The sequence below is a fragment of the Lunatibacter salilacus genome, from assembly GCF_009797935.1.
Taxonomy (GTDB): Bacteria; Bacteroidota; Bacteroidia; order Cytophagales; family Cyclobacteriaceae; genus Lunatibacter; species Lunatibacter salilacus.
In genome coordinates this window covers 1-22,960 of sequence record NZ_VOLC01000006.1, presented here as the reverse complement: position 1 = coordinate 22,960, position 22,960 = coordinate 1, and the positions used below count along the sequence as shown (strand labels likewise).

The following is a 22,960-nucleotide window of genomic DNA, read 5'->3' as shown; positions in this document are numbered from 1 at the left end:
AATTTATCTGAATGCCCAAAGAAACAATTCTCTTATCAAGTGTTCAAACGGAGTTTGCGGCTATTAGGCAAGCTGTATCTTCCTATATTCGAGAGGATGAGTTGTTGATGCTGTTTTTTGATGTTTTTTTGTTTAAAGAAGTGGCTGCTACGGGTGATAATCCTGGAAAAGTTTACCTCCATGAAGTTAAAAAAGCTGATATCCACTTGGGTATATTGGGTGTTGAGTATGGGTTTGAAGATAGTAAATCATTTTCGGTTATGATTTGGCGCACTTCTTCGGGCACCGACCAGGTTACCGCACATGATCAATTATTTATATACCTTGAATACTTGCGACACCGACTTTTGTGGATATTGGATGGAGAGCTATGTAGGGATGAAATGATGGAAAGGTTGGGATTTACGCATCGGACAAATATTAATGAAAACTATCTTGATCCTGCAACAGAGTACAAATGGATTGAAATGACCATTCCAGATAATCCGAAAAGTAAGAAACAGTGCTACCGATTGACAAAAGCTGGACTGGAAATAAAACAAAAAATTGCCCATGACTACAAGTAAAACCAACGAAGCAGCCCTTGAAGCGGCCATAGAAAAAGTTTTAACTGGTGCCTCTTCCGAGGACATAGGGAATGACTTGATGGTGGTTTCAGAACCCGCTGAAATCTATCGTAGTGGAAATGGCTTTTATATGGGTCATGCGAATGATTTCAACGCTAAATATGCGTTGGATGAAAATCGTTTTTGGCATTTTTTGGAGAACACACAAAAAGAAGAGCTTGATAAATTAAAGCGATCTACCGATAGGAGACTCAAAATTTTGGAACGCTTCGATCGAATGGTGAAAAAATACGGCATCCTGCGTTTGCTTCGAAAAGGGTTGGAGGTAGAAGATGCTCATTTCACCTTACTGTTTCAATTGCCCATGGCCAGCAGTAGTCAAACGGTAAAAGATAACTTTGAAAAAAACGAGTTCAGCGTTACCCGTCAAGTTCGCTATAACCTGGAAAACCAACGGGAAGAAATAGACATGGTAGTGTTTGTCAATGGTATAGCCATCGCTACACTCGAACTCAAAAACCAATGGACAGGACAAAACGCCAAAGTACATGGGATTAAGCAATACAAGTACGATAGAGACATTCGCCAACCCCTTCTCCAATTTGGCCGGGCTATTGTGCACTTTGCCGTAGATACGGATGAAGTATATATGTGTACTAAGTTGGAAGGGGACAAATCCTTTTTTTTACCATTCAACAAAGGCCACAACGACGGAAAAGGCAATCCCCCAAATCCATTTGGACATAAATCTGCTTACCTTTGGGAAGAAGTTTTCAAGAGAGAAAGTTTAGCCAATATCATTCAACACTTTGTTCGCTTTGATGGCAAAGCCACAGATGCTTTGAATAAGCGAACACTATATTTTCCACGGTATCATCAAATGGATGTGGTACGGAAAATACTCAACCATGCTTCGAAAAAGGGTGTTGGACATACCTATTTGATCCAGCATTCGGCAGGGTCGGGAAAATCCAACTCCATTACCTGGGCAGCTTATCAGTTGATAGAAACCTATCCCGAAAGAGAAGGTCTACCAGGTTCCAAGGGCATTCAGAATCCTTTATTCGACTCGGTAATAGTAGTGACAGATAGAAGACTGCTGGACAAGCAGCTACGTGAGAATATCAAGGAATTTTCAGAGGTCAAAAATATTATTGCTCCAGCTTATTCCTCCAATGATTTGAAAAACAGCCTGGAACAAGGCAAAAAGATCATCATTACCACTATCCAAAAATTTCCTTTCATTGTAGAAGGCATTGCTGATTTGAGCGACAAGCGATTTGCAGTAATCATAGATGAGGCACACAGTTCTCAAAGTGGCACAGCAGCAGGCACTATGAATCAGGCCATGGGTATGGGAGCAAATGAGGAATCCTTCGACTCCGCTCAGGACAGGGAGGAAGAAGACCCCCAGGACAAAATCCTGAAAGCCATGCAAGCCCGGAAAATGAAAGGCAATGCATCTTACTTAGCATTTACGGCAACCCCAAAAAATGCAACTCTTGAGCGTTTCGGCAGCAAACAGGAAGATGGATCTTTCAAGCCTTTTCACTTGTATTCCATGAAACAAGCCATTGAGGAAGGCTTTATACTGGATGTATTAGCAAACTATACTACCTATAAAAGCTATTACGAAATAGAAAAATCCATTGAGGATAATCCACTTTTCGATACCAAAAAAGCCCAGAAGAAGTTACGTGCTTATGTAGAGCGGGATAAACGTACCATCGCCACCAAAGCAGAAATCATGATGGATCACTTTATCAGTAAAGTGTACAACACCAAGAAGCTAAAAGGGAAAGCTAAAGGCATGGTGGTTACCCAGGATATCATTTCAGCAGTTCGTTACTTCTTAGCCATGCGAAACATCCTGAATGATAAAGGCAATCCATTTAAGATCGCAATTGCATTCTCCGGTAAGAAAACAGTTGATGGCGTTGAATACTCTGAGGCAGAATTAAATGGTTTTGCAGAAAAGGACACCCGGGATAATTTCGATTCTGATGATTATCGCTTGTTGGTAGTCGCTAATAAATACCTCACGGGTTTTGATCAGCCAAAGCTTTGTACCATGTATGTGGATAAGAAATTACAAGGTGTATTGGCTGTACAAGCATTGAGCAGATTAAACAGGGCAGCAGACAAATTGGGCAAGAAAACAGAAGACTTGTTCATCCTGGATTTCTTCAATCAAGTGGATGACATCAAAAACTCTTTTGATCCATTTTATACTTCCACATCATTGAGCCGGGCTACAGATATCAATGTGCTCCACGAATTGAAAGGTACATTAGATGATGTGGGCGTTTATGAATGGTCAGAAATAGAATCCTTTGTAGAAAAGTATTTTGACGGGGTCGATGCCCAGCAACTCAGTCCTATAATTGATGTAGCCGCTGACCGTTTTAATCAGGAGTTGGAATTAGAGGAAGAAGAGAAGGTTGATTTTAAAATTAAAGCCAAGCAGTTTGTAAAAATATACGGGCAAATGGCCTCTATTATGCCTTATGAGGTCTTGGAATGGGAAAAGCTGTTCTGGTTTTTGAAATTCCTTATTCCTAAACTGATTGTGAAAACCAGAGAAGATGCATTGATTGACGAGTTGTTGGAATCAGTTGATTTGTCCACTTATGGTTTAGAGCGTACCAAACTGAATCACGCTATTGGATTGGACGATTCGGCAACAGAATTAGATCCACAAAACCCTAACCCAAGGGGTGCTCACGGAGGCGAGGATGAAAAAGATCAGTTGGATGAAATCATCAGAACCTTCAATGAAAGATGGTTCCATGGTTGGGATGCTACACCGGAAGACCAGCGGGTAAAGTTTATTTCCATAAGTAAACATATAAAAGCGCATCCAGACTATCAATCCAAAGTAGCCGACAACAAAGACGCACAAAACAGAGATTTGGCATTTAAGAAGATTTTGGATGATGTCATGGGACAACAACGCAGGAAAGAACTTGAACTTTACAAACTATACGCAAAAGATGAATCATTCTACCAGGCATTATTTGACACCATGAAAAGAATGATTGATAATCCAAGAATAGGCCAATAAACCTAAAATAATGGAGCCAATGCTCAATAATGGTTAATGGTCAATTATTAATGATTAATGGGGCTTACCCTAAAATGTCAAGTTTTACGAACTAAAAACTTGAAAATTTAAAAATATCCAGTTTTTTTGCTAATAAACTGGACAAATTAAGAACCTTTGCACTACAATAAAAAGGATGAAAATAGCTGAATACATAGCATTTACTATAGATAGACTACCCAAGGGATATGTATTCACCTATGACGACTTTACTACTGAGGTTAAGCAAAAAGAAGCGGTGATTAAATCCCTGAACTACAAGTTTAGTGCGGAAGAAGTGGCTTTTTGAGAAAGTATGATAAAGTCAATGGCGTAAAAATTCTAAATTTGTAAGATGTTTTATAGACGAAAAATTATATTAGGATTAATTGAATTGCTTGGTGGCGAAGTGGAAAAGCTGCGTTTCCAAAAGCTGCTGTTTTTGTATGCCATGAAAAAGCAAAATCCAGAGTATGATTTTATACCCTATAAATTCGGTTGTTACTCCTATTCCGCTAAAGCGGATATGAATACCAGGGCTAAAAAAGGTTTTCTATCAGAAACCGAAAATAAATATGGTAAGAGCGATTTGGTAAGCTATTTTCAAAAGCTGAAGCCAGCAGACGCCAAGCTTTTGCAAGAAATAGTTTCGGATTATGGACAAATGGGCAGTAACGCCCTCATTAAGCATACCTATTTGAACTTTCCGTTTTATGCCATTCGAAGCACCATAGCCAAAGATGTATTGCCGGGTAAACTTTATGACCGAGTGGAGAATGCAATGCCTAAAGATGAAGAAACCACTTTGTTTACCATTGGATATGAAGGCATTTCCTTGGAAATGTATTTGCAAAAACTTGTAAAAAATAATGTAAAGTTGCTAGTCGATGTTCGGAAAAATCCGTTGAGCATGAAGTTTGGTTTTAGCAAAACTTTGTTGAAACGGTATTGCAACAGCTTGGAAATTGAATACTTGCATATTCCTGAAGTCGGCATCAACTCTGACAAGCGTCAAGAACTAGAGACGCAGGCAGATTATGACCGTTTATTTGCAGATTACCGCAATACAACCTTAATGGAATCTATTTCATCACAAATACAGATTTTAGAACTGCTAAAAGATTATAAGCGCATTGCTTTAACATGTTTTGAAGCAGAACCTTGTCAGTGCCATCGTTCGCATTTGTCAGAAGCTATTGCAAAGTCACCAGATTTTAATTACTCCGTAAAACATCTTTAATATAAGGAAAGTAATATGATGATTGAAGATTGGGAAACGGGACAACTATATTGGAACTGTCTCACCCGACATGAAGGGAATGAGCACAAAGCAATTGAAGATGTTCGTAAAAAGTACTTTAATGACTTTGCAAAGACCAAAGACCTACATTTCTACTTAGGCACGACACAGAAGAATCATTACGTATCTCACAACCCTTTTATGATTATTGGGACATTTCATCCAAAAGTTGAAAACCAGATGAAATTATTCTGATCTGCCTCACAGAGGCAGATGTCAGCATTTACTGAACAGGCAGAAACAAAAAACGACTTCAAACACAAAATGGGAATCGCCCAAAAAGAAATCAACGAAACCATTTATTGGCTCGAACTGCTAAAAGAAACTGATTATCTGACCTTAGAACAATTTGAAAGCATCAACACAGATGCCATAGAAATAATAAAACTAATCACTACAATACTAAAATCCGCAAAAGCCAACAGTATCAATGGTTAATGGGATGCGATTCATTAACCATTACCCATTAACCACTAACCATTAACCATTAACCATTAAAACCAAATGATCTACCCGAAACTATTGTCTTTCATTGCCTTTATCCTTATTGGACTTACTGTCGCGCTTGCCCAAAACCACCCCAACATTGTCTATATCCTTGCTGACGATATGGGCATAGGAGATGCGTCCTGTTATAACCCGGAGTCAAAAATCATTACTCCAAATATTGACAGGCTCGCAGCGCGTGGGGTTCAGTTTACAGATGCCCATACCAGTTCGGCAGTCTGCACGCCTACCCGGTATGGAATTCTCACAGGCAGGTACAATTGGCGTTCTACCTTAAAAAGCGGAGTTTTGGGTGGGTATTCAAAGGCGTTGATAGATTCGACCCGGCTGACTGTTGGGAAATTATTACAGGAAAAAGGATACCACACGGCCTTTGTTGGCAAATGGCACCTGGGATGGGATTGGACATTTAAGCAGCCCTATGAAAAATTAAATAGCCTGGACAACAACTTGGAAGTGGATTATACCCAGCCAATAAAAAACGGACCCATGGAAGCGGGGTTTAGCTATTCGTTTGGATTTAGCAGTTCATTGGACATTCCACCCTATGTCTATGTTGAAAATAACCGGGTAACAGCCGTCCCCGACCGCATGACGGTCAATGTGGATGAAAAGGCCTTTTGGAGAAACGGCCCCACGGGATCGGATTTTGACCATACACAGGCCTTACCTCACCTGGCTGACAAAGCAGTTTCTTATATTCATGAGCAATCGGATCTTAAAACTCCGTTTTTTCTTTATTTTGCCCTGCCGGCTCCCCATACCCCAATTTTGCCCATCACTGAATTTATGGGAAAAAGCAATACGAATATGTATGGTGATTTTATGCTGCAAGTCGACGATGTAGTTGGTCAGGTTACCCGGGCTTTGGAGGAAAAAGGTATCTTGGATAATACCATTCTTATTTTCACCAGTGACAACGGATGCTCACCGAGGGCCAGTTTTCCAGAGCTGAAGAAAGTCGGACATAATCCCAGTTATATTTACCGGGGACACAAGGCGGATATCTATGAAGGTGGTCATCGGGTCCCCTTTATTGTACATTGGCCAGAAGAAGTATCGGAAGGGAGAACGTCTGATGAAATTATCTGCACCACGGATTTGATGGCGACAGTGGCGGACCTAGTAGAATATAACCTTCCTCCCAATGCTGCCGAAGACAGTTTTTCGTTTTTTAATGCATTGAAAGGAAACAATATCAACCAAGTAAGGCCTCAAGTTGTCCATCATTCCATTGAGGGTAGGTTTGCGATTCGAAAAGGGGATTGGAAACTTATTCTCTGGCCCGGCTCCGGTGGCTGGAGCGAACCGATGAGTGGTGATGCTTTGGTTGGACTTCCAGAGATGCAGTTGTATAACATGTCGACAGATCCTGGAGAAACGGAAAACCTTATCGACGCCCACCCCGATCAGGGATCCGCTTTGCAAATTGAACTAGCCCAACTGATAAAAAATGGCCGAAGTACCCCTGGGCCACCTCAAAAGAATGACGGACCGGAAATCTGGAGTCAGGTGATTTGGGCGTATGAATGATGCGATAAATTCATTGTTTAATTAAATGTGATCTAAGGATTGGTGAATTCCCTTTTTCGAGATTGATTTTTTTACTAGCGAACTGGTTGAAGCAACTAAACTGACAGGCGATTTTTTGTTTTGCCGTTTAGGATTTTATAAAGGAAAGATTTTTTTTTATTAAATTAATAATTTAAATTTTGATAAGTTTTAGAAACAGGTAAATTGAAAGAACTTGCGAATCCGTCAATTTTTGATTAAATAATCACTTTGTTTTTAATGCCGGTTCGAATAAACCCAGCCTATTGAAAAAGAGTTTCATACCTTTAAATTTAGTTGAGTTTGAGACATATAGACACCCTTTCCGATACCGATTTGCTTCTGCTGTTACATGATACAGTTGATTCTCGGGCTTTTGAAGTAATATACAGTCGATATTTCCAGACTGTTTATAGGTATGTTTATAGGATTATGCAGGATAGGGAGACGTCTGAGGATCTGGTTCAAAATATATTTATTGGGCTGTGGAAGAATCCAGACAAACCGACCATTGAGAACCTACAGGCGTATTTATTTGGAGCTGCAAAGAATCAGATTGCGAAACACTTTCGAAAAAGCAAATTTAACAGCGTACAGATGGAATTTATCCGGGATTGGGAATCAACCAATGCGACGGAAGAATATTTGTTTGAACAGGATACACGTGCCACAATCGAGGCAGCTATACGCCGATTGCCTTCTAAATGTAGAAGTGTGTTTGAATTGAGCCGTTTTAGTTTTCTTTCCAATAAGGAAATCGCCCAGAAATTGGGTATTTCTGTATTTACAGTCGAAAACCACATTAAAAAAGCACTGTATTATTTAAGACAAACTCTTAGCGTTATGATACTGGTTTTATCAATCGGATAAAAGTATTTGATATTTATTTCAGTTTGAGTAGCTGATCATTTCTCTTTTTGGTACTTCTTTAATATAACCATTAAGGTATTGATGAAAAATCAAACTATTTTTGAACTAGCAAAACGTTTTCTTTCCCCAGGATCTGGTGAAGATGAGAAGCAGGCGTTTGAATCCTTGCTAGAGGAGATTGAAAGAAGGGGTGAAGAACCTGAGGTAGCCTATTTAGAGCAAGCCAAAGCCGGTGTTTTTGCCAAGGTTACTTCGATAAGAAAAAGAAAGAAAAAATTGAGGCAAATTCTAATTTCATCACGCCAATATGCAGCTTCTGTTTTAGTCATTGGATTAGTGTTTTTAGCAATCCATTTTTTTACCCGTCCTCAGCTTCATGAGCCGGAATGGATTGTTAAAACTACTGAAATAGGCATGCGGTCTACGATCACCCTTAATGACGGTACAATGGTCCGGTTGAACGAAAATAGCAAATTGGAATTTCCTGAGTTTTTTGATTCAAGCGAACGGGTGGTGAAGTTGTATGGGGAAGCATACTTTGATGTGACCTCCGATCGGGTAAAGCCGTTTAAAGTAATTTCGAATCAAACGGAAGTGACAGTTTTGGGTACTATTTTTAATGTCAACACCTTTCAGGCTACCGAAGTTACGGTGGCGTCAGGGAGCGTAAAGGTTGCGGATACGCTTTCAAAGGACAATGTGCTTCTTACCCCGGGTCAGCAGGCGGTTCTTCAGGAGAGCGAAATAGTAGTAAGTCAGGTAAATCCCGACTTCTATATAGGCTGGCATACCCGAAAGCTTCAATTTGATTCGCTACCAGCGGAAGAAGTATTTCATGTGCTAGAGAGGGCATATGGAGTTACCATTGCGTTGGACAAGTCCTCAAAGAAGGTTAACTGCTTGATAACCGGCAGGTACGAGGGGGAACGGATAGAAACGATTATGAAAGGATTAACACATATTCTAGATTTTACCTACGAAACGGATGTGTCCACCAAGACCATCACATTAACCATTAAACAATGTAAAAACTAAATGCCTATGATATAAAAAATAATATCATAATTAAAGATCCAGAGACTGCGGCCACAGCTCTGGATCAAGCCTTAAACCTTATTAATTCAATCACTTCACTAAGAAGATTAAAGCACTCAAAATTATGAAAATTAATTTACTAAAACTATTGATCATGGCATCAAAAGGGCTTTTCTATGCCTTCTTTGTACAAATAATGGCGATGCAGTTCATCCTGGCAACGCCTTCAAACAGCCAGAATCTGGAAGATGTTAAAATTAACATCAACGTAGAATCCAAGTCATTTAAGGAGGTGTTAGAACAAATTCAGGACAAAACATCTTTCCGGTTTACCTACAACCAAAGTATAGCCAAAAGCAAAAAGTCTTTCAGTTTTACATTTACGGACAGTAATCTGAGGGAGGTTTTGGAATACCTCGCAGAAACCTCGGATTTTGATTTTAGACGGTTAAACAACACCATTTATGTGGTCCCAAGTCCCCTCGAATCACGGGATAATACACAGACGGTGGCCGAAAGGATGGAATCAACTGAACCAAATCGTCCCCAAATCAGTGGGGTAATCCAAGACGCTTCGGGAGAACCTATACCAGGGGCCTCTGTACTTGTCAAAGGTACGACTATCGGGACAGTTACGGATTTGTCTGGCAGCTTTGTATTGGATGTGGCAGAGGGAGCCGTATTGGTTGTTTCATTTATAGGCTATGCTACCAAAGAGGTAATCGTAGGGGGGCAGACCTCGCTTACGATTACTCTAGACGATGAATCACAGGCATTGGGGGAGGTAGTGGTCACAGCTTTTGGCCTGGAAAGAAAAAAAGAGTCGCTGGTATATTCCGTCACGGAAGTTAGAGGAGAGGAATTCACTCAGGCAAGAGAAACAAATATTGCCAATTCCCTTACCGGAAAAATCGCCGGCGTAAACGCCACAAGTATGGCTAGCGGCCCGGGAAGCTCCAGCAGGGTGGTGATACGGGGAAACGGATCCCTCAATGGGAATAACCAACCCCTATACGTTATCAACGGAATGCCCATCGCCAATAATCCTACTACTATACTTGATCAGGCAAACGGAGCTACAACTGACTTGGGCGATGGAATTCAAAGTATTAATCCGGATGATATTGAATCCATATCCGTGTTGAAGGGTGGTGCTGCCGCAGCGCTTTATGGAAGTCAAGCGGCCAATGGCGTTATTCTGATCACAACCAAACAGGGTGCCAGGGGTAAGAAGGGCATGGGTGTCGAAATAAATTCCAATGTCACTGTTGGAACCATCAATATCTTTCCGGACTATCAATATGAGTACGGGCAGGGAAGTTTGGGGATTCGTCCCAGAAATCAGGGAGAAGCCAAAAGTACCGGGCGCTTGTCTTTTGGGGAGAAGATGGATGGCCAACCGTATGTTCAGTTTGACGGTGTGATGCGACCCTATTCGCCGGTAAATGTGAAGGATAATATTCAAAATTTCTATAGGTCAAGTACCAATGTGGTAAATACGGTTGCTATTTCAGGTGGAAATGAAAATGTTGTTTACCGCTTTTCCATGTCTGATTTGAGATCGCAGGCCATTGTTCACGGCTCAAACTTTAGTAGACAAACAGCCAATTTAAATCTAAAAACATTTCTAAGCGACAAACTAAGCTTTGATACCCAAATCCAATACAATTATGAAGCGGGCGTAAACAGACCCGGTGTAGGATATGTGGGGACAAACTCAGCGTGGGGTGTTTACTTGCTGGCAAATACGGTGGATATCCGTAGCCTCGCCCCGGGCTACGATCCCGAGACGGGTCAGGAAGTCGAATGGCAGCACGTCAACCAAGCAACAAACCCCTATTTTGCTAGGGATAAGATGAGGAACGAAGATTATCGAAACCGCGTGATTTCCCAAGCCAGCTTGACCTATGACGTTTTGCCAAACATGTTTATCAAAGCTGATTTTATGCGTGACTTTAGCAGTTGGAATGGTGAGGATTATTACCCTAAAGGCACAGCATTCCGGCCCCTTGGCACGTATAGATCTGTAAGCGATGAGCAGTCTAGAACTAACGCCAGATTGATTGCCAATTACAGCACAGGGTTTTTTGAGCATTTTAATTTCGCTGCCATGGCAGGGGCAAACTTGGAAAGAGACAATAATTTTTCCACGTCATTGGTTGGTTCAGAATTCATTATACCTGATTGGATCAGCCATGCCAATCTAGCTATTTTAGTTCCTGATAAGGCATTGGTCCGGTCGGGTACCAATTCGTTATTCGCATCAACGGATTTCAACTATAAGGAGACCATTTATCTGAGCTTGACAGCCCGTCAGGACTGGTTTTCCACTTTAAGTACTGGGAATAACAGGATTTTTTATCCTTCGATCGGAGGAAACGTTATTCTATCCAGCTTGTTCAAACTTCCCCAAAGCATTGAATTTGCCAAGTTCCGCAGCTCATGGGCTGAAGTAGGAAGTGCCACTGTTTCACCCTACGCCATTAACCAACTTTTCGGGTTTAGGCAGGGAGGACATATGGGAGTGCCGGTACAAACTTCATCGACTGCCATTTCAAATCCTGATCTAAGGCCCCTGACATCTACTACCTTTGAGGTAGGTTTGGATGCAAGTTTCCTGCAGGGAAGATTGGGCATTGACCTCACCTATTACCGGAGGATGAATACAGATGATATTGTTCCTACTGGGATTGCTCCATCATCCGGTGCCACTTCTATACTGTTAAATGTCGGAAAAATAAGGAATCGGGGTGTCGAACTTTTATTAACGGGAGTTCCAGTTAAGTCTGGCAACTTCACTTGGTCTACCAGTTATAATTTGGGTTATAATGAAAACCGGGTTATCACGCTTGCCGAAGGCCAGGCTACGGGGGCTAGTAGCTTGCTTGGAAAAGATTTGAGTACCCGGTTTGGCAGAAGTTACATGTATAACGAAGAGGGGGTGAGGGTGTATAACAGTAGAAGCCGCTATGCGATGTTAGGTCCTGTACAGCCGCTCGGCATAGGTGTGCCTCCTTATACTATGGGCTTTGAAAACACCTTTTCCTATAAGAGCTTTTCTCTAAATATTCTCTTAGACGGTAAGTTCGGCAACCATTTCTTTTCCCAGAACAAGCAATATATGTGGCGCTTTGGACTGCTTAAGGAGACATTGCCAGGAAGAGAAGATGGACTTACCTATTCCGGTGTGGACGAAAATGGAGATGAATTTACCCAAACCTGGCCTGCCAACTTTATGTCCACCTATTACAACAATGACGGGCAATATTCGGAGAATTTCATGATTGACGGAAGTTTTGTCAAACTTAGAAACCTCATTTTAAACTATAATGTGCCATCCAGTAAAGTTCAGGCCTTGGGATTGAATACTGCCCAAATATCACTTGTTGCCAGAAACCTCGCAATCATATACAGGAATTCTGACCACTTTGATCCAGAACAGGGTTTTGACCCCAACAGTAACAACCAGAATTTTGCTGGAGTCATGTTGCCTAGAACCAGAGAGATAGGATTAAACCTGAAAATCAGTTTTTGATCCGCAATTTTAAACAACCGAGTATTCAACTAAAATTGTATTCAATCATGAAATTTATATATAATTATTCCCTGATTATTTTAGCATTCGCCAGTTTCGGCTGGCTGGGCTGTAATGATTTGACAGACCTTGCAGAATTAAACAAAAATCCTGATGCCTTTGAAGATGTGGTTCCGGAGTATCTGTTCACCAATTCCCAACTTATTGGAGCGGCCTTTAATTTTACCAATGGTGCTGATGGCCAACATTTTATTTTGGCCCAAGCTATGCAGCATTTTGCAACCCACAGTGAAGTAAGAGGCACAGGGGATAAATACTTCAACGAAAGTATGGCAAGAAGCCACTGGGCAATATACAATTCTTCCCTGATGGACAATGAGCGGGTTATTCAAGCCGTGGTGGATGATCCGGAAAAAATCAACCTGCTCTCCGCGGCAAGAATATGGAAAATATATATGTTCCATATTGTGACGGATGTACATGGGGATGTACCCTATTCACAGGCGCTAAAAGTGCTTGACGGGGATATTCGACCCGCTTATGATAGGCAAGAAGATATATACATGAACATGCTGCAAGAACTGGAAAATGCGGCGAATGCGTTTAATCCAGCCCTGCCAACCTTTGGAAATTCTGATTTATTTTATTCGGGAGATATCGCAAAATGGAAAAAGTTTTCCTATTCCCTTATGCTCCGACTGGCTATGAGACTCACTGAGGCAAAGCCGGATGTTGCGGAAACATGGGTCAAAAAAGCAATTGCTGGCGGGGTTATAATTGAAGACAGTGATATCGCTAAAGTTTCGTTTGAGGATGGTCCCATTCCTCACAGTCGAAATCCAAAGGCAGCAGTCTTGCTTCAACAAGATTATCAGGATCCCCAAGTCGGAATTAGCAATACACAGGGTGGAAAATACGCAGAAACATTGATAGACCATCTTAAATCCACCGGCGACCCAAGGCTTAATGTCATCGCCGTAGTTTGGGTGGATGCGCCAGGTGGGAGTGGATATGTTTATGATACAACCACTGTCCTTCAGCGAGGAATGAAAAATGGGGCGTTTTTCGGCGAGCCGGACGATTTCCAAACCTATTCTGAACCCCATCCAAATACGATTTTGAATTTTGGCAGTCCAATATTGACGATGACCAATGCAGAGACCCTTTTGCTTCTTGCAGAGGCTTCTCTGAGAGGCTGGTATTCGGGGGATGCAAAATCCGCCTATGAGGATGCCGTTCGGGCTGGTATGCGGCAGTGGGCGTTATTTGGAGATGAGGGAATTATTGCCGAAGAAAAAATTGAATCCTATGTGGCCCGTAACCCCTACCTTTCTGGTGGTTCTTTTGACGAAAGACTAGAACAAATTAGTACGCAAAAATGGGTTTCATTGCTTCTGGATAACTATGAAATTTTCGCCAATTGGCGTAGAACAAATTATCCAACCCTTATTCCTACCAATTATCCGGGAAATCTCACCGGAGGTACTATTCCTAGACGGTTGATCATCCCAGATTCCGAAATTACACTCAATGAGGATGCTTTCTATGAAGCATATAACCGCCAAAATGTAGGTAACTTACTAACCAGTACGGTTTGGTGGGACCCTCAATATCAACGATAACCCCTGAAATAAAATCCATTGAAAATGCAAAAATCAAAAAAAATCACCTTATCCGAAAAGTTGACTGATATCAGCCGATTCCTTTTAATAATCTTCTTTTTCATCGTTTCCATCGGCCTAAATGGGAGTATGCCCCCACCTGTACCTGACGATGTTCTCAATGAGATACGTATTGTCCGACAGGTTGCTATTCCTATGCGGGACGGCACCATCCTATATGCCGACATCTACCGTCCCATAAAGCCTGGAAAGTATCCGGTAATAGTAACGAGGACACCTTATGGGTTGCAGCGGGACAATGTGCATCACGAGCGGATGACGAAATTTGCCCAAAACGGTTACATTGGCATTGTGCAGGATGTAAGGGGACGGTATGAAAGTGATGGGAAATGGGAACCCTTCCGGGATGAAGCCAATGACGGCCATGATACTATTGAGTGGATTGCCGAGCAGGATTTTTCCAACGGGAAAATTGCTATGCAAGGTGGTTCCTATTTGGGCCATAATCAGTGGGCAGCAGCGAGTCAGAGTCCACCAAGCCTAGACGCCATCTTTCCGTCAGTAGCTTCCACGAATTTATATGCCAACTGGATAACCATGGGGGGTGCTTATCGTCTAAGTTTCAACTACGGTTGGGGTGTAGTCCGTATGCCAAATAGGATCATGTTACCCCAATATTGGCACACGGCTGCCTACACACCGGAAGAACTAACCTATGACAATATCCTGATGCATCTTCCACTGAAAGATGGGGACCTGGAAAGCGCAGGTTATGCAGTGCAGCATTATAGAGATTGGGTGGAACATGAAAGCTATGACGAATATTGGAAATCCATCAGCGACGAGGAGCGGTTTGAAAAAGTATTGGTTCCCGCTTATAATACCGGGGGATGGTTTGATATTTTCTTACAGGGTACTATAAATGGTTATGTGGGCATGAAAAATCATGGAGGCACCCCCGAAGCACGTCAGGGTACAAAACTCCTCATCGGCCCGTGGGGTCACGGTCCAGGAACTAAATTTGGAGACCTTGATTTTGGTGCTCATGCTTTTGTTGATCTTTATGAGGAAGAACTCAGGTATTATGATTTTCACCTAAAAGGGATTCAAAACGGAATTGACACTGAAAAGCCCGTAAAGATATTCTATATGGGAGAAAACCAGTGGCGTCAGGAAGACAACTGGCCCATTCCTGGAACTCAGTATAAAGAGCTATATCTTTCTGGTAATGAGCCGGCAAACACATTGCGTGGTGGAGGAAAACTTTCTTTTGACAAGCCTTCAAAAAGTGGGTTGGACAAATACCTGTATGACCCCAACCACCCGGTAATGACCTATGGAGGAAACAACTGCTGCGGTACACCTACCATAGCAGGCCCCAAGGATCAGCGAAATATCGAGCGCAGAAACGATGTGTTGGTTTACACGTCAGAGTTTTTGACGGAAGCCTTGACAGTAGCCGGACCTATCAAAATGAAACTTCACGCAGCTACGGACGGACCGGACACGGACTGGATGATCAAGTTGGTGGATGTATATCCCGACGGTAGCGCCTACCCCGTTTCGGAGGGAATCCTTCGTGCCCGATTTAAAGACGGTTTGGATAAAATAAATCTTCTCACACCAAATCAGGTTTATGAGTTCGAAATTGAAATGATGGGAACTGCAAATGTGTTTAAGCCAGGCCACCGTATCCGAATTGACATTACATCCAGTAATTTTCCGCAATTTGACCGAAATCCAAATACTGGGAAACCATTAGGTAGCGATGCAGAGGTAAGGATTGCCCAGCAGTCCATTCACCACGGAGGGGCTAGACCAAGTCATATTGTTTTGCCATTAGTTAAAGGATTTTAGGATTATGATTTCAAGAAGAAAACTGTTAAAACGACTCTCTACCCTTCCCTTATTGGGAGGGGTATTTGGGAGTAGCTTATTGATACCAAATATGGCGTCTGCCGCCGCTGCACCTGCAAAACGAAATCTAATACAGGAACTGGGCTTGCGCACCTTTATAAACGCTGCCGGAAACTATACTTCTATGACCGCCTCCTTAATGCCGGATGAGGTGATGGAAACAATCAACGAATCCGCCAAGCACTATGTGATGTTGGATGATGTGCAGGATGCCGTGGGTAAAAAAATTGCTGCGCTCTGCCATGCGGAAGGAGCCATGGTCACTGCTGGCTGTTGGTCTGCACTTGTTTTGGGAACTGCTGGTGTACTTACGGGTAAGGATACTAAAAAAGTGGCCATGCTCCCTTTCTTGGAAGGCAGCGGTATGAAAAGCGAAATTATCCTCCAAAAAACACATGCCAATGGCTATCACCATGCCCTTACCAATACAGGGGCAAAACTGGTGCTCATCGAAACCCGTGCGGAACTGGAGGCAGCTATAAGTGAAAAAACGGCTATGATGTGGTTCTTAAATAGAGAAGAACCTCTGGGTAAAATCAAACATGCGGAATGGTTGGAAGTTGCAAAAAAACACAATATTCCCACCATGAACGATATAGCAGCAGATGTTCCCCCAGTGGAAAATCTATGGAAGTACAACGATATGGGCTATGATCTAGTAGCCATCTCCGGTGGAAAGGCCTTATGCGGTCCGCAAAGTGCCGGTATCTTGATGGGGAAAAAAGAACTGATTGAAGCCGCCCGATTAAGTGCACCTCCCAGAGGTGGGAATATTGGTAGGGGAAATAAAGTGAACAAGGAAGAGATTCTAGGAATGTATGTGGCTTTAGAGACATTCATAAACAGGGATCACGATAAGATCTGGAAATCATGGGAAAAACAGGTTTCGCATATAGCTAGTGCCATTGAGGATATACCTGGAATACAAACTGAGACGGTTATCCCCGAAATTGCCAATGAAAACCCAACGCTGAAAGTCACTTGGGACAAAAATAAAATCAACCTGACAGGAAAACTTCTGGGTGAAAAAATGCGAAATGGAACTCCTTCGATAGAAACAATTTCCTGGGAAAGTGATGATTATATCCGTGTAGCGGTATTTATGCTTCAAAAGGGACAAGACAAAATTGTGGCCAAAAAGCTACGTGAAGCACTTCTTGAATCAATTGCGTAGTATCGGTCAAATTTGAGAGTACCTGTATGGATTACCAATGAATTGAATGTATGAATTGAAAGTGCCCCGGATTTTATTCCGGGGTACAAAGGGAAAGTTGTCGAATTTTTCTATCTTGATTCATTAAATTAGACAAAACCCCTAAATGAACCGAAGAAAATTTATCAAACAAAACACCCAAGTGGCCTTATTTGCACCGTTTGTCCCCAACTTATTTTTAGATAATTCAATTTCGCTAGAGGATAAAGATCAATCTGAAAAGCCAGATTGGCTAATCAGACTAATCAAACAGAATGATACCAATCTCAGTAACATTCTTCAACGTTTTATTAGTGATAAGGAATCCTCTAATTATGGGGGCGTTCTTGACGCTTACGGAATGGCGACCGCTCATTCTGCTACTTCGCTGATAAAAACTGGCTTAAACGCTTTAGTTTCGGAGGAATCTTCATTTTATGGTGATCAAGAGCTTGTATCATCCCTAATAGCATGTAGTGAATTCCTGAAATCCGTTCAGCATGAAGATGGGACCATAGACTTGGTTTCGACCAACTTTCACTCTACACCCGATACAGCCTTTATTGTCAAATGGTTGGCGCCAGGTTATCGATTGTTGGGAGAAAGTAGCATATCAAACAAAGCGACACTTTTGACCCCTTTACGCCAGTTTCTGGATAAAGCAGGGGAATGTCTGAAAATTGGAGGGATTCACACCCCAAACCACAGATGGGTGGTCTGTTCCGCATTGGCGGAGATGTATAAAATTGACCCAGATTCAGGGTATCTAAACCGTGCTGAGGAATGGTTGGCGGAAAAAATTGACATAGATCCCGATGGACAATACAATGAAAGAAGTAGCTACATTTATTCATCGCTCAGCAATCGTGTTTTGATTAGCACGGCTAGGGGTTTCGATAAACCGGAACTGCTGGATTATGTGCGGAAAAATCTCGAAATGACCTTTTACTACCTTCATCCCAATGGAGAGATTGTCACCGAAGCTTCCGGCAGGCAAGATAATTCCATCATCGGAACGCTGGAAAATTACTACTACCCCTATCGGTATTTGGCGATAAAAGATAATAATTCCCAATTTGCTGCCGCATGCCGTTTAATTGAGGAGACAGCCTTTGCGAAAATCACAGGCTTTCTTCACTACTTTTTGGAAGACCCAAGTCTATGGCAAACTTTGCCAGGCAGCAGTCCTTTACCGATAGATTACGTCAAGGTGTTTTCGCACTCAGGCCTTACCAGAATCCGCAGGAGGGACTATGATGGATCTATACTGCTTAATTCCGCTTCCTTTTTTACTTTTCACAAAAAGAAAGCAGTTATCCAAGGCATTAGGTTTGCAAGTGCGTTTTTCGGTAAAGGGCAGTTTTCATCTGCGAACATGGAACAAAAGAATGGAAAGTACATATTAACTAGTAGCCTTGAAGGTCCGTATTACCAACCTTTGCCGGTGGAACATTTGCCGGAGGACGGTGATTGGGAAAAAATGCCCAGGACACTTCGCCCCCAGTCAGAGGTGCAGAAGTATACTGCCACCGTGAGTATTGGTGAGATAGCGGGTGGTTTTGAATTGGAAATTGATATCAAGGGAACAGATCATGTACCGCTGGCTTTGGAATTGATTTTCCGGCCAGGCGGATCATTTTCCGGAGTTGAGGATCATCCCGACATGGAAGATGTTTACTACTTGAAAGAAGGGTGGGGCACCTATACAGCGGAAGGAGAATCAATTCATTTTGGGCCTGGAATTCATAGTCATAAGTGGGTGGAAATTCGGGGATCGCTGCCAAGAATGAGTGCGCCTACCGTGTTTCTCACCGGCTTTACTCCCTTTCACCATAAAATACGGATCACATAAATCAGAGAAACAAAGTCTCATAACGCCATTGAGCATGCTTGGAAATCAAATATTTATTTCAATCGAAAACTGAAAATTATGACATACCTATATCCATCAAATTTTAGAAAGGCCATTAGAATTTTTCTGTTTTTCGTTTTCACTAGTTTCATTTATATGCCCCTTCATGCACAAGTGGCTAAAGAGAACCTTCGTCCGGCGGCAATGGGTAAAAGGGGTATGGTTGCTACGGCAAATCCGCTGGCAACTCTGGCAGGTCAAGAGATGTTGATTAAGGGTGGTAATGCAATAGATGCCATCGTTGCTGCCGCAGCCGCGCTTAATGCGGTAGAACCCTATATGTCAGGGGTAGCAGGGGTAGGGTACTTGCTGTATTACGATGTCAAAGAAAACAGAACCCGATCCCTTATTTTCGGGGGATGGGTACCTGAAACATTCGATGCCGACAAACTTCGCGGAGCGACTATGGCAGAGGATGGGGCAGGGCATGGTGCGATAGAGACGGTAGGTCCTAAAATTGTCGCGGTTCCAGGGAATTTGGCGGGTTGGAACCGGGCTTTGACTGACTACGGTACCATGAATTTGGGTCAGGTTTTTGCCCCGGCGATTAAATATTTGGAAGAGGGGGTACCTATCACCGAATTTGACCAAGCGATGTGGGAAGGAACTTTGCAGCGTGTGCTTCCGCATACTGAGTCGGTTAATATTCTGTTAAAGGCAGATAAGTCACCCTATAAAATCGGCGATTTTTTTACTAATAAACCTTTGGCACAAACCATGAAGAGGATAGTGGAAAATGGTGCTGATTATTTTTACAAAGGAGAATTGGCAAAAGAAATTGAGGCTGCGTTTAAAGCCGATGGAGGATTTGTAACGGCCAAAGATTTAGCCACTGTTCTGGATAAGGTTCAGTGGGTGGATCCAATATCTATTACTTATAAAGGCTATACAGTCTACAACCATCCCCCTCCGGGAATGGGTATACAGCAGCTTCAGACCCTAAAAATCATGGAGGGCTTTGATGTCCAAAAAATGGGACATAATAGCACCGAGTACCTCGCCCATCTAATGGAAGCTATCTATCTATGTAGATTGGATACAGATAAATATGTAGGAGATCCCGAATATGTGGAGGTTCCTGTCGACATGTTGCTGTCCGATGCTTACTTGGATCAACAGCGGGAAAAGGTTAGGCAGCGTGTCTCTGAAAGAAAAACTCAGGCTACGGTGGGGAATGGTGAGACTTTGCCCACAACAGCTATTAGTGAAGAAATTTACTCGTCCTATCAGTATGCCACCACAAGCTTGTCAGTTGTGGATGAATGGGGAAATGCGGCGGTAATTATACAGACCCATGGTGGAGGTTTCGGCTCGGGCTATATTGCGGGAAAGACAGGATTAATCTTTAATAGTGCCTTGGATTGGATGTCCAAAGAACCCGGCTTGGCCAATAGTGTGGAACCGGGCAAGGGTGTAGGCTGGTGTGTGGGAGGAATGATGCAGTTTCATAAAAACGGTAGGCCGGAACTTATCGTTGGTTCCCCTGGAAGTTTTGGAATCTTACAGTCCGTACCGCAGGTAGCGATGAATCATATAGATTTTGGCATGAATATTCAAGATGCCATCAGTGCGCCACGTTTTCGCTGGAAAGATGAATTGGGGTCGGTGCCTGCTAAGGAGGTTATAATGGAGACAAGGGTAGGGGAAGGCGTCTTAAGCGATTTACGCAAAATGGGATTTCAGTTGGATTCCAGTTTGGGTCCATGGTCCATGACGGTGGGCGGTGCGCAGGGCATTACGATTGACTATTCCACAGGCTGGTTGATGGGAGGGGCAGATCCTAGGAGAAATGGCTATGCCGTAGGTTGGTAGCGGTCGTATAAGTCGATTATCTTATTCCGTAAACCTTCCAAGTTTTTTGAAAATCAGCTCTTTGTTAAAATTCAACTGGTAAAACTTGGAAGGTTTTTCTTCAAAAGAATCACCCAATCACAGCAAATTGCTCTGGTTTTTAGAAAAATGTTACATGCTGGTTAATTGATCAATCCTTCAAAATGAATAATTTCTATGAATAAGAAGAACGACTATCCCCGAAGAAAATTTTTAAAGCAATCTGTGTTAGCATCCTCTTTAGTTGCAGTTTCCACATCAGCGATGGGAGCTACTTTTGAAACTGTATTTGCAGCTAAGAGGGAAAAAAAGAAAATTGCCCTGATTGCGAACATTTACCGGAATAGTGCCCATGCGGATGTGATTGCTACAAAGATATTTGCGGGCATTCCCACCGATGAGGGTATGGTTACACCTGAGATTGAGATCGTTTCGGTATGGATTGATCAGATTGGGGAGAATGACACCGGCGTTCGGATAGCAAAGATGAACGGTGCCACGCTTTACCCAACTATCGCCGAAGCACTTACATTGGGGGGAGATATGTTGGCTGTAGATGCGGTCCTGTACATTGGTGAACATGGAGAGTATCCAAAAAGCCGGTTAGGTGTCAAAATGTATCCCCGGATGAATTATTTGGAGCAAATTTTCAGGGTCTTCGATGCCTCTAATAGATCGGTGCCGCTTTTTACGGATAAGCATTTGGCCTATAGCTGGCTGGATAGCAAGTGGATCTACGACCGTGCCCAGGAACTCAATGTCCCAATGATGGCTGGGTCCTCTTTGCCATTTGCCTGGAGGGATAAGCCGATGGAGCACCCACTTGGAGTTGAGATTACGGAAGCTGTGGCGATCGGCTATTCATCGCTTGATTCCTATGGATTTCACGTTGCCGAGATTCTTCAATGCATGGTAGAACGGAGGAAAGGAGGGGAAACGGGTGTGCAAAGTGTTAAAGGTATTCGTGGCGAGGCAGTATGGAAAGCGATGGATTCGGGTGAAATTTCACTAGACTTGGTAGAGGCAGGCTGTAACGCCATTCGAGGTAAAAAGGAAGGAAATATGAGGGAATTGGAATCGGATCCCCATGCGGTAATTATCCGGTATAGCGACGGCACTAAGGGGGCAATTGTGATGCTTACGGGCTATGTAAATTCTAGCTGGGCCTATGCGGCCAACGCGGATGGTAAAACGGTAGCCACCGAATTTGTACTGGACCACAGCATGAGCTATTCCCATTTTAGTTACTTGACATTAAACATTCAGAAGTTTTTTGTGACGGGCAAACCTACCGCCCCCGTGGAGCGTACCTTGATGACAAGCGGCATTATGGATGCAGGCATAAGATCCTTGGTACAGGATGGGGGTAAAGAAAGACAAACGCCGCATTTGGCCATTACTTATTCGGCAGTTGGCCACGAACCTATCCGCCCCAAAGCATCAAGGCCTACAGGGCAAAGTATTGGGCCTTGGCCGCCTGCTGGGTATGAGTTTATCATTCCGGATGCGTTCAAAAAATAGGTCGGTTCATCCATATCATTCGTAATATATAATGCCCTTCGAAGCGATTGGAACACGGATTTGGCGGATTGTAGGGATTTCTACGGATTGTTTTTATTGATGTCGAGATTATTCCGATCCAAAAAAATCCGCGTCATCCGATTCATCCGCGTCATCGGTGTTCTATTTTACTTCGGAGCAAATGGAACACGGATTTGGCGGATTGTACGGATTGTTTTTATTGATGTCGAGATTATTCCGATCCAAAAAAATCCGCTTTATCCGTTTTATCCGAGTCATCCGTGTTCTATTTTACTTCGAAGCGAATGGAACACGGATTTGGCGGATTTGGCGGATTGTACGGATTGTTTTTATTGATGTCGAGATTATTCCGATCCAAAAAAATCCGCGTCATCCGTTTTATCCGAGTCATCCGTGTTCTATTTTACTTCGAAGCGAATGGAACACGGATTTGGCGGATTGTAGGGATTGTTTTTATTGATGTCGAGATTATTCCGATCCAAAAAAATCCGCGTCATCC

16 protein-coding genes are annotated in these 22,960 nt (G+C 42.7%); all 16 read left to right on the top strand.

The window, feature by feature from the left end; all coding sequences use genetic code 11:
- Window positions 1-11 precede the first annotated feature (11 nt).
- Entirely contained in the window at window positions 12-566 is a 555-nt protein-coding gene (locus FQ608_RS09675) for a DUF4062 domain-containing protein (protein WP_158857890.1), read from the top strand.
- On the top strand, window positions 553-3,630 hold the full coding sequence (locus tag FQ608_RS09670; protein ID WP_158857888.1) for a type I restriction endonuclease subunit R: 3,078 nt from the start codon (window positions 553-555) through the stop codon (window positions 3,628-3,630). The genes FQ608_RS09675 and FQ608_RS09670 overlap by 14 nt, the downstream gene beginning before the upstream one ends.
- Window positions 3,631-3,805: 175 nt before the next feature.
- Window positions 3,806-3,958 carry a hypothetical protein gene (locus FQ608_RS09665; protein WP_158857886.1) on the top strand — a complete coding sequence of 51 codons (153 nt, stop codon included), beginning with the start codon at window positions 3,806-3,808 and terminating at the stop codon, window positions 3,956-3,958.
- 45 nt (window positions 3,959-4,003) lie between these two features.
- On the top strand, window positions 4,004-4,888 hold the full coding sequence (locus FQ608_RS09660; protein ID WP_158857884.1) for a DUF488 domain-containing protein: 885 nt from the start codon (window positions 4,004-4,006) through the stop codon (window positions 4,886-4,888).
- Window positions 4,889-5,161: 273 nt separating this feature from the next.
- Window positions 5,162-5,386 carry a four helix bundle protein gene (locus FQ608_RS09655; RefSeq protein WP_158857882.1) on the top strand — a complete coding sequence of 75 codons (225 nt, stop codon included), beginning with the start codon at window positions 5,162-5,164 and terminating at the stop codon, window positions 5,384-5,386.
- Between the two features lie 66 nt (window positions 5,387-5,452).
- Window positions 5,453-6,988, top strand: a complete 1,536-nt coding sequence (locus FQ608_RS09650) for a sulfatase family protein (protein WP_158857880.1) — start codon at window positions 5,453-5,455, stop codon at window positions 6,986-6,988.
- A gap of 321 nt (window positions 6,989-7,309) precedes the next feature.
- Window positions 7,310-7,876, top strand: coding sequence for an RNA polymerase sigma-70 factor (locus tag FQ608_RS09645; RefSeq protein ID WP_158857878.1), 567 nt, complete (start codon window positions 7,310-7,312; stop codon window positions 7,874-7,876).
- A gap of 81 nt (window positions 7,877-7,957) precedes the next feature.
- Window positions 7,958-8,911 carry a FecR family protein gene (locus FQ608_RS09640; protein ID WP_158857876.1) on the top strand — a complete coding sequence of 318 codons (954 nt, stop codon included), beginning with the start codon at window positions 7,958-7,960 and terminating at the stop codon, window positions 8,909-8,911.
- A gap of 124 nt (window positions 8,912-9,035) precedes the next feature.
- Entirely contained in the window at window positions 9,036-12,446 is a 3,411-nt protein-coding gene (locus FQ608_RS09635; protein WP_158857874.1) for a SusC/RagA family TonB-linked outer membrane protein, read from the top strand.
- Window positions 12,447-12,493: 47 nt separating this feature from the next.
- Window positions 12,494-14,068: a SusD/RagB family nutrient-binding outer membrane lipoprotein gene (locus FQ608_RS09630; protein ID WP_158857872.1), complete on the top strand. Its 1,575-nt coding sequence runs from the start codon at window positions 12,494-12,496 to the stop codon at window positions 14,066-14,068.
- A gap of 24 nt (window positions 14,069-14,092) precedes the next feature.
- On the top strand, window positions 14,093-15,925 hold the full coding sequence (locus FQ608_RS09625) for a CocE/NonD family hydrolase (protein ID WP_158857871.1): 1,833 nt from the start codon (window positions 14,093-14,095) through the stop codon (window positions 15,923-15,925).
- Window positions 15,926-15,929: 4 nt separating this feature from the next.
- Window positions 15,930-17,159: an aminotransferase class V-fold PLP-dependent enzyme gene (locus tag FQ608_RS09620; RefSeq protein ID WP_158857869.1), complete on the top strand. Its 1,230-nt coding sequence runs from the start codon at window positions 15,930-15,932 to the stop codon at window positions 17,157-17,159.
- 145 nt (window positions 17,160-17,304) lie between these two features.
- Complete coding sequence (locus FQ608_RS09615) at window positions 17,305-19,029, top strand: hypothetical protein (RefSeq protein WP_158857867.1); 1,725 nt, start codon at window positions 17,305-17,307, stop codon at window positions 19,027-19,029.
- A 78-nt stretch (window positions 19,030-19,107) separates the two neighbouring features.
- On the top strand, window positions 19,108-20,901 hold the full coding sequence (gene ggt / locus FQ608_RS09610; protein WP_158857865.1) for a gamma-glutamyltransferase: 1,794 nt from the start codon (window positions 19,108-19,110) through the stop codon (window positions 20,899-20,901).
- Window positions 20,902-21,096: 195 nt separating this feature from the next.
- Complete coding sequence (locus FQ608_RS09605) at window positions 21,097-22,440, top strand: hypothetical protein (RefSeq protein WP_158857864.1); 1,344 nt, start codon at window positions 21,097-21,099, stop codon at window positions 22,438-22,440.
- 305 nt (window positions 22,441-22,745) lie between these two features.
- The coding region (locus FQ608_RS27455) for a hypothetical protein (protein WP_234364152.1) at window positions 22,746-22,960 on the top strand (215 nt) is incomplete at its 3' end.